This is a genomic window from Serratia sp. BW106 (assembly GCF_002607755.1).
GTDB lineage: Bacteria > Pseudomonadota > Gammaproteobacteria > Enterobacterales > Enterobacteriaceae > Serratia > Serratia proteamaculans.
This window is the reverse complement of the sequence record NZ_MCGS01000023.1, coordinates 158699-175201: the sequence shown is the minus strand read 5'-3', so window position 1 is coordinate 175201 and position 16503 is coordinate 158699. Positions and strand designations below refer to the sequence as shown.

The 16503-nt window shown below is 57.2% G+C and carries 16 protein-coding genes; 13 read left to right on the top strand and 3 right to left on the bottom strand.

Annotated elements, in window-relative coordinates:
• Positions 1-181 precede the first annotated feature (181 nt).
• The 10 genes from BEI65_RS17000 to BEI65_RS16955 all read left to right on the top strand — a co-directional run bounded on the left by BEI65_RS17000 (position 182) and on the right by BEI65_RS16955 (position 9453).
• A complete protein-coding gene (locus tag BEI65_RS17000) occupies positions 182-1189 on the top strand; it encodes a 3-oxoacyl-[acyl-carrier-protein] synthase III C-terminal domain-containing protein (RefSeq protein WP_099064338.1) in 1008 nt (335 codons plus the stop codon).
• Positions 1186-2202: an NAD(P)-dependent oxidoreductase gene (locus BEI65_RS16995; protein WP_099064337.1), complete on the top strand. Its 1017-nt coding sequence runs from the start codon at positions 1186-1188 to the stop codon at positions 2200-2202. Before BEI65_RS17000 ends, BEI65_RS16995 begins: the two co-directional genes overlap by 4 nt.
• Entirely contained in the window at positions 2195-3001 is an 807-nt protein-coding gene (locus tag BEI65_RS16990) for an MBL fold metallo-hydrolase (protein ID WP_099064336.1), read from the top strand. Before BEI65_RS16995 ends, BEI65_RS16990 begins: the two co-directional genes overlap by 8 nt.
• A complete protein-coding gene (locus BEI65_RS16985) occupies positions 2998-4281 on the top strand; it encodes a F390 synthetase-related protein (protein WP_099064335.1) in 1284 nt (427 codons plus the stop codon). Before BEI65_RS16990 ends, BEI65_RS16985 begins: the two co-directional genes overlap by 4 nt.
• Complete coding sequence (locus tag BEI65_RS16980; RefSeq protein WP_198404472.1) at positions 4281-4898, top strand: phosphatase PAP2 family protein; 618 nt, start codon at positions 4281-4283, stop codon at positions 4896-4898. Before BEI65_RS16985 ends, BEI65_RS16980 begins: the two co-directional genes overlap by 1 nt.
• Complete coding sequence (locus tag BEI65_RS16975) at positions 4895-6028, top strand: sterol desaturase family protein (protein WP_099064333.1); 1134 nt, start codon at positions 4895-4897, stop codon at positions 6026-6028. Before BEI65_RS16980 ends, BEI65_RS16975 begins: the two co-directional genes overlap by 4 nt.
• Entirely contained in the window at positions 6021-7103 is a 1083-nt protein-coding gene (locus tag BEI65_RS16970; RefSeq protein ID WP_099064332.1) for an acyl-CoA desaturase, read from the top strand. The genes BEI65_RS16975 and BEI65_RS16970 overlap by 8 nt, the downstream gene beginning before the upstream one ends.
• Positions 7100-8185 (top strand): acyl-CoA desaturase, encoded by a 1086-nt coding sequence (locus BEI65_RS16965; protein WP_099064331.1) that lies wholly within the window; start codon positions 7100-7102, stop codon positions 8183-8185. The genes BEI65_RS16970 and BEI65_RS16965 overlap by 4 nt, the downstream gene beginning before the upstream one ends.
• 264 nt (positions 8186-8449) lie before the next feature.
• The gene (locus tag BEI65_RS16960; protein WP_099064330.1) at positions 8450-8881 is read left to right on the top strand and encodes a type II toxin-antitoxin system Phd/YefM family antitoxin; all 432 of its coding nucleotides are present in this window, start codon (positions 8450-8452) and stop codon (positions 8879-8881) included.
• Positions 8881-9453: a type II toxin-antitoxin system death-on-curing family toxin gene (locus BEI65_RS16955; protein WP_099064329.1), complete on the top strand. Its 573-nt coding sequence runs from the start codon at positions 8881-8883 to the stop codon at positions 9451-9453. Before BEI65_RS16960 ends, BEI65_RS16955 begins: the two co-directional genes overlap by 1 nt.
• A gap of 62 nt (positions 9454-9515) precedes the next feature.
• Here the strand turns inward: BEI65_RS16955 and BEI65_RS16950 are convergent, their stop codons facing one another.
• From BEI65_RS16950 to BEI65_RS16940, 3 genes are read right to left on the bottom strand one after another with little or no spacing between them, the layout of a single operon-like run.
• Entirely contained in the window at positions 9516-9665 is a 150-nt protein-coding gene (locus BEI65_RS16950; RefSeq protein WP_085117222.1) for a DUF2474 domain-containing protein, read from the bottom strand.
• Between the two features lie 14 nt (positions 9666-9679).
• On the bottom strand, positions 9680-10687 hold the full coding sequence (cydB, locus tag BEI65_RS16945; RefSeq protein WP_099064328.1) for a cytochrome d ubiquinol oxidase subunit II: 1008 nt from the start codon (positions 10685-10687) through the stop codon (positions 9680-9682).
• Positions 10688-10689: 2 nt separating this feature from the next.
• Positions 10690-12090: a cytochrome ubiquinol oxidase subunit I gene (locus BEI65_RS16940; RefSeq protein WP_085117220.1), complete on the bottom strand. Its 1401-nt coding sequence runs from the start codon at positions 12088-12090 to the stop codon at positions 10690-10692.
• Positions 12091-12234: 144 nt separating this feature from the next.
• On the opposite strand from BEI65_RS16940, the gene BEI65_RS16935 reads away from it, so the two are divergent.
• The 3 genes from BEI65_RS16935 (at position 12235) to BEI65_RS16925 (ending at position 16501) form a co-directional block, all read left to right on the top strand.
• On the top strand, positions 12235-13653 hold the full coding sequence (locus tag BEI65_RS16935) for a PLP-dependent aminotransferase family protein (RefSeq protein WP_099064327.1): 1419 nt from the start codon (positions 12235-12237) through the stop codon (positions 13651-13653).
• Positions 13654-13807: 154 nt separating this feature from the next.
• The gene (locus BEI65_RS16930) at positions 13808-15496 is read left to right on the top strand and encodes an ABC transporter substrate-binding protein (protein ID WP_099064326.1); all 1689 of its coding nucleotides are present in this window, start codon (positions 13808-13810) and stop codon (positions 15494-15496) included.
• A 48-nt stretch (positions 15497-15544) separates the two neighbouring features.
• Complete coding sequence (locus BEI65_RS16925; protein ID WP_017893140.1) at positions 15545-16501, top strand: ABC transporter permease; 957 nt, start codon at positions 15545-15547, stop codon at positions 16499-16501.
• The last annotated feature ends 2 nt before the right edge of the window (positions 16502-16503 follow it).

The window sequence follows — 16503 nt, the reverse complement described above, 5'->3', positions numbered from 1 at the left end:
GCTATCTCAGTAGGGTTACATTTATTCGTCGGCGGCTGCCGGCAGTTTGCAGTGCATAAAAACAATCAATAGCCCCTGTTTGCGGGCACTTTGGGATTTAAAACCGGGGATGACTCGCCGCTGCCTGCTGGGGTGCGCCGGGAGATCGCTTTATGGATATTCAGGTTAGTTAACAATAATAATGACAACACAATCTTGTTCTCCCGCGTTACTGCCTCTGAAAGTCATCGCTACGGGGGCCGCGTTGCCGCCTAACCGTGTCGATTCCTCCACACTGGACAGCCTGCTGCGCAAGCCGCCTGGCTACGTCGAAAAACGTTCCGGCATCAGTTACCGTTTTCACGCTGCGGATGATGCCAGCCAGGCTGAACTGGCGGTCGCCGCACTGCAGGATGCTATAACCCGTGGCCGCCTCGAGGCACAAACAATCGATCTGCTGATTTCCGCGTCAGCGATCTCAGTACAGGCGCTGCCTTGCACCGCTGCACACATTCTTAAAGTGGCCGGTCTGGCACCGGGCACCGCCGGTTTTGACATCAACAGCAGCTGCGTCAGCTTTATCTCCGCCATGCAGGTGGCCGCCGGGCTGTTGAATGCCGGTACCTACCGGCGTATCGCCATTGTCTCCGCCGATTTGGCTTCACGCGGGATTGACTGGGATCACGAAGAATCCTCGTTGATTTTTGGCGACGGTGCGGCCTGTGCCATCGTCGAGCGTGGCGACGGCACCAGCGGTATTTTGGCGAGCCTGGTAGAAACCTATCCCGAAGGCAGTGAGCTGTGTGAGATCCGCGCCGGTGGTACGCGGCGCAACCCGCGCGCTGGCATGAATAACAGCGATTTCCTGTTCCATATGCAGGGCAAAAAATTGTTCCGTCAGGCGTCGGCGTTGATCGAAGATTATCTGGCCCGTTTGTTGGCGGCCAGCGGCCTGACGTTAGCGCAGATCGCCACGGTGGTGCCACATCAGGCGAGCCACCTGTCGCTCGAACATATGCGCAAGCGGCTGCACGTTTCTGCCGAGGTTTTGGTGGATATCTATCGTTATCACGGCAATCAGGTGGCGGCCTCTATCCCCACGGCACTGCACGCTGCGGTCACCAGCGGGCGTTTTAATCCCGGCAAACCGGTGATGCTGATCGGCACCGCCGCCGGGCTGTCGCTGGCCGGTATGGTGCTGCTGCCATGAGGGTGCTGGTCACCGGAGCCACCAGTGGGCTGGGGCGTAACGCGGCGCAGTGGCTGCTGGAGGCGGGCCATCAGGTTCATGCCACCGGGCGTGACAGCCGGGCCGGGCAGGAACTGCGTCGATTGGGGGCTGAGTTCACCCAGCTAGACCTGACTCAGGCGACGGCGGAACAGTGCCGTCAACTGATGGCCGGTTGCGATTGGGTCTGGCACTGTGCGGCAAAATCTTCCCCCTGGGGCAGCAAGCGCGAGTTTTATCAGGCCAACGTGGCCGCGACAGAAAAGTTGGCGCAGGCGGCGGGGCACTGTGGCATCCGGCGTTTTATTCATATCTCCACGCCGGCGATCTATTTTGATTTTCAGCCGCACCAGAATATCGATGAAGAGTGTCGCGCCCGGCGTTTCGCCAATCATTACGCCGCCAGCAAATATGCCGCGGAGCAACGGCTGCAGGCGCTGGTGCCGCGCTATCCGCAAACTACCTATATTATTCTGCGCCCCAGAGGGTTGTTCGGTCCGCACGACCGGGTGATTGTGCCGCGGCTGCTGCAACAGCTGGATCGCGATCGCGGGGTGCTACGGCTGCCCGGCGGTGGTAAAGCGCTGCTGGATCTGACCTTCGCGCTGAACGTGGTACATGCGATGGACCTGGCCAGCCGTCAGCAGCCGCTACCTTCCGGTGCGGCTTATAACATCACCAATCATCAACCACAGCGGCTGGCGGATATGCTGGATGCACTGCTGCACCGGCAGTTGGGGTTGCGCTACCGGCTGCAGGCCGTGCCATACCCCTTATTGCAGGTGCTGGCCGGGGGGCTGGAGCTGCTGGCCCATTTCACCGGCAAAGAACCCCTGCTGACGCGCTACAGCGTGGCAGCGGTGTATTTCGATATGACCTTGAGCCAAACCCGAGCCGTGGAGCAACTGGGCTACCGGCCGCGTTATTCGATGGAAGAGGGGATCCGCATTACCGGAGAGTGGCTTAAACGACAGGGAGATGTGCCCCATGGCTAAAGTTACCGCTTTCGAAGTGGGATACTGCACCCATATCGGTTGCATGGCGCTACGGGGCGCAGGTTTCCGGGTGTGCAAATTCCCGGCTCGGGCCTATTTACTGGAAGTGGGGGACCGCCGTTGGCTGTGGGATACCGGCTATGCGCAGTATTTCCAGCAGCAGACGCAGTCCGGCATTTTCCGCATTTACCGACAAATGACGCCGGTGTATTTCGATCCCCGTGAGTCGCTGAATCAACAGTTACGTGCCGCCGGTTACGCCGCTAATGACATACAGGCGCTGATTGTTTCGCACTTTCACGCCGACCATATTGCCGGGCTGCGCGATTTCAAACATCTCGATTTTATCTGCTCGGGCGAAGGCTGGCGGCAAACCCGGCCATTGCGTGGCTTTGCGGCGTTAAAACGCGCTTTTATCCCCGGACTGATCCCTGAAAATTTTGAGAGTGGCCTGCAGTTTATCGAGGGTTTCCCAGAAGTAAGCTTGCCCGCGTTGCTGGCACCTTTCGAACGTGGCTATGCGCTGCCGGGCAGTGAAGGGCAGATCCTGCTGGTCGATCTTCCGGGGCATGCGGCGGGTCATATTGGCGCCTTTATTCTTACCGATGACGGCTGGACGCTATTGGCCAGCGACGCGGCCTGGTCGCCGCTCAGTTATCAGCAGCTGCGTGGCCCTTCGCGGTTGGCCAATCTGGTGATGGACGATGCCAACGCCTATTACCACACGCTGGAACGGTTGAATCAGCTATGGGAGAGCGGTAATGCGAATATTCTGCTGTGTCATGAGGGGGATTTATGATCCCGCTGATGACGCTGTGGCATTACTTCCGTGCCCAGCGCTTAACCTTTGACGATCGTCAGTCGCTGGAGGCTTACCAGGCCAAAAGGTTAAAGCGTTTTGCTCGTCGCGTGCTGACCAAAAGCCCTTATTTCAGCCGTTTCAACCGGCAAGCCATCGCCACCTGGCCGCAGATGGACAAGGCGCTGATGATGGAACAATTCGACCAAATGAACACCGCCGGGTTGCAGCGCGATCAATTGCTGGCCTGCGCGCGACGCAGCGAGCAACAGCGGGATTTCAGTCCGAAAATCGGCAAATACAGTGTGGGTCTGTCATCGGGTACTTCCGGCCAGCGCGGTATTTTTGTCGTCAGTCCGCATGAGCAAAGCGTTTGGGCCGGTGGCATGCTGGCGAAAATGTTGCCGGAGGGGCTGTTTGCCGGTGAACGCGTGGCGCTGTTTCTACGGGCGGACAATAACCTGTATCACAGCGTCAACAACCGCTGGCTGAGCCTGGAGTTTTACGATCTCTTTGCCCCCTTTGCCGTACAGCTCTCGCAGCTGGAACAACAGGCACCGACGATTATCGTCGCACCGGCGCAGGTGCTGCGTGCATTGGCGCTGGCGGTGTTGGCTAAACAGATTCGGCTCGAGGTCAAAAAAGTGATTTCAGTGGCCGAGGTATTGGAAGAGCAAGACCGGCAACTGCTGGCGCAGGTGTTTTCGACGGTGGGTGAGGTGTATCAGGCTACCGAAGGGTTCCTGGCCGCCACCTGTGCGCACGGCACCCTGCACCTGAACGAAGAGTTTTTGCATATTGAACCTCAGTGGATTGATGAGCAACGCTTCACGCCATTGATCACCGACTTTACCCGCAGCACCCAGCCGATCGTCCGCTACCGACTGGACGACGTGCTGGTCAGGCAGACGGAGCCTTGCCCTTGTGGGCAGCCGTCGATGGCGATTGCGCGCATAGAAGGAAGGCGCGACGACCAACTGATGTTGCCGGATGCCTTTGGCCAGCCGCAGGTGGTGTTTGCCGATCTGTGTAGCCGGGCGATCGCCAATGCGCTGCCGCTGACCAGCGACTACCGCCTGGTGCAGTCCGGGGAACGGCAGTTGCAACTGATGGCCGATTGCAGTGAAGCAGAACTGACGCACTGTCAGGCGCAGCTGTCAGCCTTGTTTGAACGTCAGGGTATTGCCAGCGCTGACCTGGAGTGGCAACTGCGGGTGCAGGCGGTGATGCCGCAGTTTGATCGCAAGAGAAGGCGGATTATTCGGCAGGTGGCGCCATGATGAAAACGCTGGCGTACCGGCTGTGGCAAATGCTGTTGGGCTGGGGATTCGTTGGGGTGATTTATAGCAGCAGCGATCGCCTGCAGGGCGTGGGCACGCTGCTCCCTCCTTCGGCGATTGACCGTTGGATCCCGTTCAGTCCGACGGCCATTTGGCTGTACCTGTCTTTCTTTATCATTATCCCGCTCGGTTATCTGCTGGCACCGATGCCACGGGTGAAATGGTTGCGTACCGCGATGCAACTGACGGCTCTGGGTGCCGGGGCGGTCTATCTGTGGTGGCCGACCACTATGGCTTATCCGCAAGACAGCGGGGTCGGTGTGAGTTCAAAACTGCTGGCGGCGCTGACCCAGGTGGATTCGTTGCAAAACTGCCTGCCGTCGCTACATATGGCGTTGACGGTGCTGGCGGTATGGGCACTGAGCGATCGACAGCGTAAAGTGAGAACCGCGCTGTTGATGCTGTGGGCGCTGGCGATCGCCTTTTCCATTCTGCAGCTGCGCCGCCATCTGCTGGTCGATCTGGCCAGTGGGGCATTGCTGGCGTTTTTGGCCGGCTGGCTGGCGCAGCGCATAGAAAATTGGCGGCGTGACGCCGTCACAGGAGAGATAGGTTGAGCGAACTGGCGATGCCCATCGTGTTCATGCTGTTTGTCGTCATTGGTGAGGCCCTGGTGCTGCAGTATGCGCAGCGGCGACAGGTCAACTGGCACGATCTGGTGTTCAATCTGAACTCTGGCCATATCATGCTGTGGCTGTTCCGCGGGCTGGAGATCACCTGCTACGGCTATGTGGCGGCGCATCTCAGCCTGGATTTGCTGAGCGACTGGCCGCCGGTGCTGATGTGGCTGTTTGCCCTGCTGGCGTGGGACTTCGGCTTTTATTGGCTGCATCGCTTGCACCACTATCTGCGCGTGCTATGGGCGGTGCATGTGGTGCACCATCAGGGCGAGCATTTCAATTTATCGCTGGGGGTGCGCAATTCCTGGTATTCGTCGCTGACCTCGATCCCGTTCTTTCTTCTGTTGGCACTGCTGGGCGTGCCGCTGTCGGTGTTTGTCACGGTCTCGATCCTGCATTACAGCATCCAATTGTTTAACCATAATGCGTTGACCCCCAAACTCGGCTGGCTGGAACACATTCTGGTTACGCCGGCGCATCACCGGGTGCATCACGTTAAAGACATGGCCTATTCGAACAAGAACTTCGGCGGGAGCTTTATTTTTTGGGACAAGCTGTTCGGTACTTTTTGCCCGAGCCTGCCGCAAACGCCGTTTGTGTATGGCGTCAGCGGCGATAAGCCGTCCGCCAATCCGTTTTGGGCCAGCAATCTGCCATTCCTGCGCTATTTCCGTCTGCGCTGGCGGCCCAGGGCGAGCAGTGGGGGGTTCCGCTACTCGGCGCTTAGCGTGTTCAGCGGTGCGATGCTGCTGTTTACCCTGGTGATTGGCTATGTTTACCAGTACGGCTATGGCTACAGCGATATCAGCTGGCCGCAAATGGCGCTGCTGGTGTTACTGGCGCTGGGGTCGATGGCACTGGGCGGCATGACCGAAGGGCATCGTTGGGCGATTGTCGTCTGGTTGTTGATAACGCTGAGCCTCCCGCTGTTGTTTATTGGTTATCTGGGCTGGCCGCAGCTTTACTGGCAGGTTGCGATGGGCATAACCGCCTTGCACGGCGTTTGTGCGGCATTGGGCTGGGGCCGGACGAGCGCGGCTGCAGCGGTGGAGGAACCCTATGGCTGACTCACTGGCTCCACTGACGTTTCCCGCCGACGGCGAACAGGCATTTCATCGCGATCTCAAGCGGGCGGCTCATGCCTATTTGGCCGAGGATCATCGTTATGCCGACGGCTGGCGGTTAGCCAAGGCGGCGCTGCTGCTGATACTGTGCGTGGGTTTTTATGTGCTGGGCCTGATGCAGCATCAGCCGTGGGCGTTTTTCGGCTGCTATTTCCTGTTTGTTATGATGGGGATGTTGCTCAACGTGAATGTGAATCACGATGCCTCGCATAATGCTTTTCTGCGCGCCCCCTGGGCCAACCGCTTGGCGGGGCGGCTGGTGACGCTGCCGTTGGGGGTGGATCCGGATTATTGGCGGGTGCGGCATGTGGAATATCACCACGTTTATGCCAACGTCGAGCACTACGATCTGGATACCGAAGAGAACGGTTTCTTCCGCCAGACGCCGTTTCAGCGCTGGCGTAAACATATGCGCTATCAGCACCTGTACTGGCCGTTGATCGCTGCACTCTCCTTGCCCTACATCGCCTGGATATTTGACTGGTCGGATCGTTTGGGTAAAACCCCGCTGCATGAAAAGAATATTTTACCGGGTCATCGCGGTTGGGCGATGTTTATCCTGTGCAAAATCGGTCATTTGGTGCTGGTACTGGCTCTGCCGCTGGTACTGTGCCAGCAGAACGGTATCGGCTGGCAGTGGGTGCTGCTGGCCTACACCGTCAGCCAGATGTGCGCCTCGTTGTTGGTGGTGTTCTTGCTGCTGGGCACCCATTGGGCGCAGGCCGAGTTTTACGCTGTGCCGGAAGGCGGGAGTATGCCACACGGTTGGTATCGGCATAATTTCGCGACCGCTTGTGACTGGCAGACCTCCCCACGCGGGTTACAGCACCTGACCGGCGGGTTGAATTATCACCTGACTCACCATCTGTTTCCCGGCTGGAATCATCGCCATTATCCGGCGTTGGCCGCCATAGTGGCGCAGTTGGCGGCGCAGCACGGCATGGAATACCGCTGTATCGGCTACCGCGAGCTGCTGGCACAGCAACAGCAATTCTTACGCCGGATGGGCCAGCCATGAAGCCATTGCGCCCATTGGCCTTCAAGCCGGATGACAGCGGGCTGCATCGTGCGTTGATGCAGGCCGCACAGGGCTATCTGGCCGACAATCGCGACCATCGTTTTGCCGACGGCGGCATGCTGGCGAAGGTGCTGCTCTTGCTGGCGCTGTGTGCGCTCTGTTACGGACTGAGTCTGCAACAACAGAGTTTTTTGGCATTCTTTACCTGCTACTTCGGTTTCATTTTTATCGGTATGTTTCTTACGGTGAATGTGGTGCACGACGCGTCGCACAACGCCTTTTTCAGGCAGCCCTGGGCCAATCGCTGGCTGAATTGCCTGGTGAGTATTCCGCTAGGATTAGATCCCGATTGCTGGCGGGTACGGCACGTTATTTTTCACCACGCGCACAACAACATTGAGCATTACGATCCCGATATCGACGCCAATGGCGTGCTGCGGCAAACGCCGTTTCAGCGTTGGCGGCCCTTTATGCGCGCGCAGCGCTTTTATTGGCCGCTGGTGGCGGCGATGACCTTTCCGTATTACATCTGGCTGTTCGACTGGTTGGATCGGGCGGGGCGGACCCGGGTCAGGGCGAGGATGGCGCAGCAGGGTGTGCGTGGCTGGAGTGTTTTTCTGGCGGGCAAAGCGGCACACCTGATCCTGACGCTGGCGATCCCGTGCTATCTGTTGCCTCCGGCGATTGGCGTGGGGCAAATCCTGCTGGTTTACCTGCTGAGCCAGATGCTGTCTTCACTGTTGTTTGTGATGTTGATTATCGGCACTCACTGGGCCAAGGCGCAATTTTATCAGGCACCGGAACAGGGGTCGTTAGCGCACGGCTGGTATCACCATGTGTTCGCCACTACCTTTGACTGGTTCCCCCGGCCGCGTTGGCTGGGCTATTGGTTGGGTGGCGCTAATCTGCACCTGACGCACCATTTATTCCCGCACTGGAGTCATCGGCATTACCCGGCGTTGAGCCGCATTATTGCTGAAGTGGCACCGCGCTTTGGTATCGACTATCGGGTGCTGGAACTGGGGGAGTTGCTGCGTCTGCAACAGCGCTTTCTCAGTGCGATGGGGCGTAAACCGCTGTAGTTATTATGGGTGTAATATTTGCAATTTATTGAATTTGCGAAGCGTTACGCAGTTCACTAATTGAACGAAATGCAGGCTTCACGTAGACTCTATCCCACTGAAAGAGAGTAATAGGCGGCGAGCTAAATGTTGTTTTCCGATTCATTTATCTAATGAATCGATAACAGCTTGCTGAGGTTATATCCTGTACAGGTACGTGATAATCGTTTTTTGAAATGTTAATCTCTGTCATAAGCACATAGACATGCGTGGATAGAGGTTGCTATGAAAGAAATTACTTTTACCCGACTCCGAGCCGATTTATCTCAGATATTAGATGAAATTCGTGACGGTGAGACTTTTATTGTTACTCAACGAGGAAAGGAATCTGTAATGCTGGGTCAGAATAATAACAAATCATCAACTTCGAAAACCAATGCGTTGGATAACGAAATTTTAAAGGCGATGGTCCGTAATGCTGTATCGGCTATCAATGCTAATAAGGTTACGCCGTCCATTGTATCGCAAGAGGTCGAAGCGCTTGGAAGAATGATAAAACTTCAGGGAATGCTCGATAAAACCACGATTGATGCCCTTCAACAACAAACTGCGTCGGTGGAAAAGCCAAGCGCTTCTAACCAAGTTTCTGTCAAAGAGGCTGTCGAAGAAGTGAGAAAACGCCATGCCAAAACCATAAGGAATTTGGAGGGTAAGTGATGGAGAAACTTATCTTTCTTTCTACTCAAGAGGTAGTTGATATTCAGCGCACAACCCTACCTCAGGGAGCCGTAGTAGATATTGATAAGCTTGAAGGTGCCCTGGGCCGGGTTACCAATCATCATCACTATCACTTATGTGATGATGTATTTGAACTGGCCGCAGTATATTTAATTTCGATAGCAAAATCGCATGCATTTGCTGATGCTAATAAGCAAACCGCTTTTATATCATGTGCGACATTCATGCTGGTTAATGGGCAGGTTTTGAGAGAGTCATTTTTTCTCGTCAAGTTAACGGTAATGGTTACGGAAGACAAGGTGGATGTTAATCAGGTTGCATTTTTACTGCGTCTTCTTAGTGATTATTATTATAAGTCTATTTTCGGCAGCGTTGATGATTTACCGGAAGAGGAAAGAGAACGTTTGTTATATAACTTAACGGTATTTACCATCACTGCCGATGATATTGAAACAGCAGAGCTTATAGCTGTGGCAAACCGCCTGATGAATGACACTGAACTGGATGAAATGGCACACCAAATCGTTGCTGGTTACCGTAACCCGGTTTAAAACTGCTCGCATATTGTTGCCCAAATAACCACCCAGGTCAGGTGGCATTTGGGCGTGTATTTTTAGTGCGATCTCATGCCCGCGGCGTTCATCAGCAGACGAAACAGCGAGGCGACGGCGAACAGCCCCAGCACGCTGGCACTCCAGATCACCACCAGCCAGCCGACGCGTTTCCACCAGGGTGCCGGTGCGGGTGCGGTTTTATCCTGCATAGTTTGCTCCCTCATCAGTGATAGCCATGTTCATGGCTGACCTTGCCGCGGAACACGTAGTAGCTCCAGAAGGTATAAACCAAAATAATTGGAATGATAAACAGCGCGCCCACCAGCATAAAGCCGAGGCTTTGCGGCGGTGCGGCGGCTTGCCACAGTGTGATGGACGGTGGGATCAGCAGTGGCCAGATGCTGATGCCCAACCCACTCAGGCCGAGGAACACCAGCAGCAGGGTGAGCAGGAACGGTGAATAGTGCGCCGCATTTTTCACCCCATGCTGAATGCCCCAGGCGCTGAGCAGCACCAGGATCGGCACCGGCAACAGCACAAACAGATTCGGCAGCGAGAACCAACGGGTGGCGATCTCCGGATGAGCAATCGGCGTCCAGATACTGACCACCGCCAACACCAGCAGCAGGGCAGCCAACAGTGGCGTTGCCAGCCGGTACATGCGGGCCTGCAGGTCACCGGCGGTTTTCATCACCAGCCAGGTGCAGCCGAGTAACGCATAGGTCACCACCAGCCCCAGCCCGCAGAACAGCGCGAACGGCGTCAGCCAGTCGAGGGCGCCACCGGCATAGGTGCGGCCGTTGACCGGGAAACCCTTAATGATGGCACCCACCACCACTCCCTGGCTGAAGGTGGCGAAGAGGGAGCCCCAGATAAACGCCTTGTCCCAAATGTGGCGTTTTTCCGCCGTGGCCTTAAAGCGGAACTCAAAGGCCACGCCGCGGAAGATCAACCCAAACAGCATCAGCGTCAGCGGAATAGCCAGCGCGTCGAGGATCACCGCGTAAGCCAGCGGGAAAGCACCAAACAGCGCCGCACCACCCAGCACCAGCCAGGTTTCGTTGCCGTCCCAGACCGGGGCGACGGTGTTCATCATCACATCACGGTCACCGCTGTCCTTAACCCAGGGGAACAGGATGCCGATACCCAAATCAAAGCCGTCCATTACCACGTACATCATGGTGCTGAAGACGATGATCACAAACCAAATCAGCGGAAGATCAATGCCCATGCTCAGCTCCTGTCATCCAGAGTTTCTTTCACCGCAGACAGCGGACGCGCCGGTCGGCCTTCGGTGTCATCTTCGTGGCCTTCATGTTGCTGTGGCCCTTTGCGGATCAACCGCATCATGTAGGAATAGCCCACGCCGAACACCGAACAGTAGACGATGATAAACGCCAGCAGGCTGATGCTCATGTGCAGGTCACCGTGTGCGGAGACCGCATCCTTGGTGCGCAGCAGGCCATACACCACCCACGGCTGGCGGCCAATTTCGGTAGTGAACCAGCCCGCCAGCAGGGCCAGCAACCCGGAAGGGCCCATCCACAGGATGAAGTAAAGGAAGGGGCGGGACTGATAGAGGCCGCCGCGCCAACGCAGCCACAGGCTCCAGACCCCGGCGAGGATCATCAACATACCCAGTGCCACCATAATGCGGAACGACCAGAACACCACGGTGGAGTTAGGGCGGTCCTCAGGCGGGAAGGATTTCAGCGCCGGTACCTGCTCGGTCAGGCTGTGGGTCAGTATCAGGCTACCGAGGTAGGGCACCTCCAGCTTGAAGCGGGTTTCCTCGCGTTGCATATCCGGCCAGCCGAACAGGATCAGCGGGGTGGCTTCACCCGGTGCATTTTCCCAGTGACCTTCGATGGCGGCAATTTTTGCCGGCTGATATTTCAGCGTATTCAGGCCGTGGGCATCGCCGATCATCGCCTGTATCGGCGCGACAATCAGCGCCATCCACATCGCCATCGACAGCATTTTGCGCATCGCCGGAGTATCGCGCCCGCGCAGCAGGTGCCAGGCAGCGGAGGCACTGACAAAGAATGCCGAAGACAGGAAGGCGGCAGTGGACATATGCAACAGCCGGTACGGGAATGACGGGTTGAAAATCACTTTCAGCCAGTCGACCGGCACCACCTGGCCGTTAATGATTTCGTGGCCCTGTGGCGTTTGCATCCAGCTGTTGGACGCCAGGATCCAGAAGGTGGAAATCAGCGTACCCAGCGCCACCATGCAGGTAGCGAAGAAGTGCAGGCCAGGGCCGACGCGGTTCCAGCCGAACAGCATCACCCCCAGAAAACCGGCTTCCAGGAAGAAGGCGGTCAGCACTTCATAGGTCAGCAAAGGGCCGGTGATACTGCCGGCAAACTCGGAGAAGAAGCTCCAGTTGGTGCCGAACTGATAGGCCATCACCAGGCCGGAAACCACGCCCATGCCGAAGTTGACGGCGAAAATTTTTGACCAGAAATGATAGAGATCGCGGTAAGTTTCGTTACGGGTTTTCAGCCACAGCCCTTCCAGTACCGCCAGGTAACTGGCCAGGCCGATGGTTATCGCCGGAAAAATGATATGGAAAGAAACGGTGAAGGCGAACTGTATTCTGGCAAGTTCCAGTGCATCAAGACCCAGCATGGCGCCTCCTTGGGTTGTACATAAAATGGCCTCTTCAGTATAGCGGTAATTTTTCTCTCGAAAGCTTGGCGCCAAGTTAAGCACGGAGTACAGTGGCTATAATAGTGACAGTTATTTCACTTTTTCATATAACAGTTAGGGCCTATGACCAGATACGAGCAGCTTGCACAACAGATTCGTGAACAGATCCAAAACCGGGTATGGCGGGCGGGGGACAAGTTGCCGTCGCTGCGTGAAAGCGGCAAACGCGCCGGGCTGAGCCTGATGACGGTGGTGCAGTCGTATCAATTGCTGGAGAGTCAGGGCTGGATCGTCGCGCGGCCGCAGTCCGGTTATTACGTGGCGGCACGCCCGCAGCCGTTGCCGCAGCCGGTACACGGCGAGAAGCTGTTACTGAGCGAGCAGGTGGATATCAACACCTTTATTTTTGATGTGCTGCAGGCATGCCAGGATCCGGAGATTGTGCCTTTTGGTTCGGCGTTTCCCGACGCCACCTTGTTTGCCCAACCGAAGCTGGCGCGGGCGCTGAGCAGCGTGGCACGCAAGTTTACGCCGCACAGCTCACTGGCCAACCTGCCGCCCGGCAATGAAGCGCTGCGCCGCCATATTGCCCAGCGTTATGCCCTGAGCGGCATGCAGGTGGCGCCGGACGAAATCGTGATTACCGCCGGGGCGATGGAGTCTCTGAGCCTCAGCCTGCAGGCGGTGACCCAGCCGGGGGACTACGTGGCGATCGAGTCACCGGCGTTTTATGGCGCGCTGCAGGCACTGGAGCGGCTGCGCTTGAAGGCGGTGGCGATTGCCACGCATCCGCAGGACGGTATCGATCTGGGCGCACTGGAGCAGGCGCTGGAGCAATACCCGATCAAAGCCTGTTGGCTGATGACCCACTTCCAGAACCCGCTGGGGGCCAGCCTGTCGGACGACAACAAGCAGCGGCTGGTGAACTTACTGCGTGAGCGGCAGATTTCCCTGATTGAGGACGACGTTTACGGCGAGTTGTATTTCAGCGCCGAGCGGCCGCAGCCGGCCAAGGCGTGGGACAGCGAAGGGCAGATCCTGCACTGTTCGTCATTCTCCAAATGCCTGGCACCGGGCTTCCGTGTCGGTTGGGTGGCGGCGGGGCGCTACGCGCAGCAGATCCAGCGGTTGCAGCTGATGAGCACCGTATCGACCAGCGTACCCACCCAGTTGGCGATTGCCGACTACCTGCTGCACGGCGGCTACGACACCCACCTGCGGCGTTTGCGTCGCTTGCTGGCGCAGCGCCAAAGCATGATGCGTCAGGCGATCGCCCACCATTTTCCGCCCACCGTTAAAGTCAGCCAGCCCGACGGCGGCTATTTTCTGTGGCTGGAGCTGGATCCCGCGCTGTCGTCGATGGAGCTGTATCAGCGTGCGCTGGCATTGGGCGTGAGTATCGCGCCGGGCCGGATGTTCACCACCGGCGACCATTTCAACCACTGCTTCCGCCTGAACGCCTCTTTTGACTGGAGCGACAAGCACGAGGCGGCGATCAAAACCTTAGCCAAACTTATCCGGCAGCTCGAACCGACAGGCTGAGCCGGGCTGATTGGCTGGGTATCGCAATAGAAAAATTCATAATGCTTTTTTCGGCAATGGAATGCCGGTTTCGTTGTTAGACAGCCCTCCGGCTGCCCATTACTCTTCGATAAATTTTGTCACATTTTATCAACGGGTAGACAAGGGGCAGTGGGTGAGCAAAATAAAAAATAATATAAACAGACTGTTGCAAAAACGACTGGTGCCGTTGGCGCTGGCCAGTGCGATAGGCCTTTCATTCAGTGTTCAGGCGGAAACGCTGGCGGAAGGGATCACTCCGGCGAGCGATGCCAGTTTGGTGCCGGCGGCAGCCAAGCTGCGCAACGACACCGTAGTGGCCGGTATCCTCGAGCCGCAGGGCAATTTTAACCCTTATCTGTTTACCAACGGTTGGGACGAAAACGTCACCGACGTGATCTTTACCCGGTTGATTGGCCTGGACAGTGAAGGCAAACCGATAGCGCGCCTGGCGGAGTCCTGGCAGGTCAGCGCGGATAATTTGGTCTATACCATCAAGCTGCGTCCTAATCTGGTCTACAGCGACGGTTCGCCTATCAAGGCGGAAGACATCGCCTTTACCCTGACGCTGCTGCATGACCCCGCCTATGACGGTGACACCGACATTGCCCCGGCGCATATTCAGGGTGGGGCGGAATACAAAAATGGCACTGCCCCAGTTATCAGCGGGCTGAAGGTGATTGACGATCGTACCCTTCAGATCACCACCACCCAACCGGGCGCCACCACCCTGTTATTGATTGGCGGGCCAGTGCTGTCGAAAGCCTATTACGGCAAGGATTACCAACGCGGCAAGCTGGAGAGCGTGCGGGCGCTGAACGGCAAACCGTTGGGCAACGGGCCTTATATTTACGACAAATACATACCGGGGCAGGAGATCCGTTTTCACGCCAACCCGAACTTCTACCTCGGCCCGCCGGCAGTGGCCCGCTTTATTTACCGCGTGACCAACCCGACCACCAACTTCCAGCTGTTTCAGACCGGTGAAACCGATTACGACGCCTTTACCTCCAAGCCGGACGATATCGAGCAGTTGAAGCTGTTGGGCTTCGCCAATATCAACCTGTACAGCTCCAGCGACTACAGCCGGGTGGATTTCAACTTTAAGCGCCCGGCATTGCAGGATGCGCGCGTACGTCAGGCGTTGATCTACGGGCTGGATCGCCAAAAATTGATCACCGTGGTGTATCAGGGGTACGGCACGGTGGCGAATCAACCCATCTCTCCCGTTTCCTGGGCCTATGATCCGCAAGGCATCAATCCTTACGCTTATGACGTCAACAAGGCGAAACAATTGCTCGATCAGGCCGGCTGGAAACCGGGTGCCGACGGCATTCGCCAAAAAGACGGTAAAAAACTGGAACTGACGCTGCTGGTGACAAAAAAGCTGCTGAATGACGCCCTGGTGCCGATCGCCAAAGACAACTACCGGCAGATTGGCGTGCTGTTAAAGCCACAGGTGTTGGATTTCAACGCGTTGCTGGCACAGCGCAAGGCAGGAAATTATGACCTGGCGTCGCTCAGCACCAGCGGGCTGAATGACCCGCATGACGGGGTGCGCGATTTCATCAGCCAGGTGAGTGAGACCGGCTATAACAATCCGCAGGCGGACAAGCTGATTAGCCAGGCTAACGCCACGCTGGATATCGGGCAGCGCAAGCCTCTGTACCACCAGCTGTATCAGGTGCTGGCCGAAGATCCGCCGGTGATCCTGCTGGGCAACCGTAAAGTGCTCAGTGCCAGCAGTGCCCGCGTCACCGGCTTTAAGCCGGATGTCTACAATGGCCTGACCGGCAGCCTGCCGGACGTCAAACTGGCCCAGTAACGGCAAGGCACCGCCGCGCTCCCCCGTGCGGCGGTGATGGAAAACACCATGAGAAACTTTATCCTGCGCCGCCTGCTGCAAACCCTGCCAATGCTGCTGCTGGCGTCACTGCTGATTTTCTTTATCTTCGCGCTGACCCCCGGCGACTTTATTGACGGCAACATCAACCTGACGCCGCAACGTGCCGCCGAGCTGCGGGCGCTGTATGGGCTGGACCAGCCGCTGCTGATCCGCTATTGGCACTGGCTCGGCCAGTTGCTGCAAGGCAACCTCGGCTTTTCGCTGCAGTACCAAATCCCGGTCAGCACCTTGTTGAATCAGTATATTTGGAACTCGTTCCTGCTGGCTTCGGTCGCCCTGGTGTTGTACTGGGGCATTGCGCTGGCGGTTGGCGTGGCTTCGGCGATGAAACCCTATTCGCTGTTCGATCATCTGGTCACCGTGGCGGTGTTCGGCGCCATGTCATTTCCGACCTTTTTCCTTTGCCTGCTGCTGATCAAATGGTTCGCCGTCGATCTGCACTGGTTGCCCGCGGGCGGCATGTTGCGTACCGGCAGCGAAGCGACCGGGCTGGCCTGGGTGGCGGAAGTGGCGGCGCACCTGTTGTTGCCGGTGCTGGCACTGGTGATGCTGCAGGCCGGCACCCTGACACGCTATTTCCGCGCCAGCATGCTGGACGTGATCCGCATGGACTATATCCGCACCGCACGCGCCAAAGGCCTGAAAGAAAAAACGGTGATCGTCAAACACGCGCTGCGCAATGCGCTGTTGCCGATTATCACGCTGCTGGGCTTTGAATTACCGGCACTGTTTTCCGGCGCGCTGATCACCGAAAAAATCTTCAACTGGCCTGGGGCGGGGCACATCCACATTGACTCGCTGGCCGCACGTGACTATCCGGTGCTGATGGGCTTCACGCTGTTTCTGGCGGTGCTGACTATTTTGGGCAATCTGCTGGCGGACATTCTGTACGCCTATGCCGACCCACGAATTCGTTTGAGGTGAAC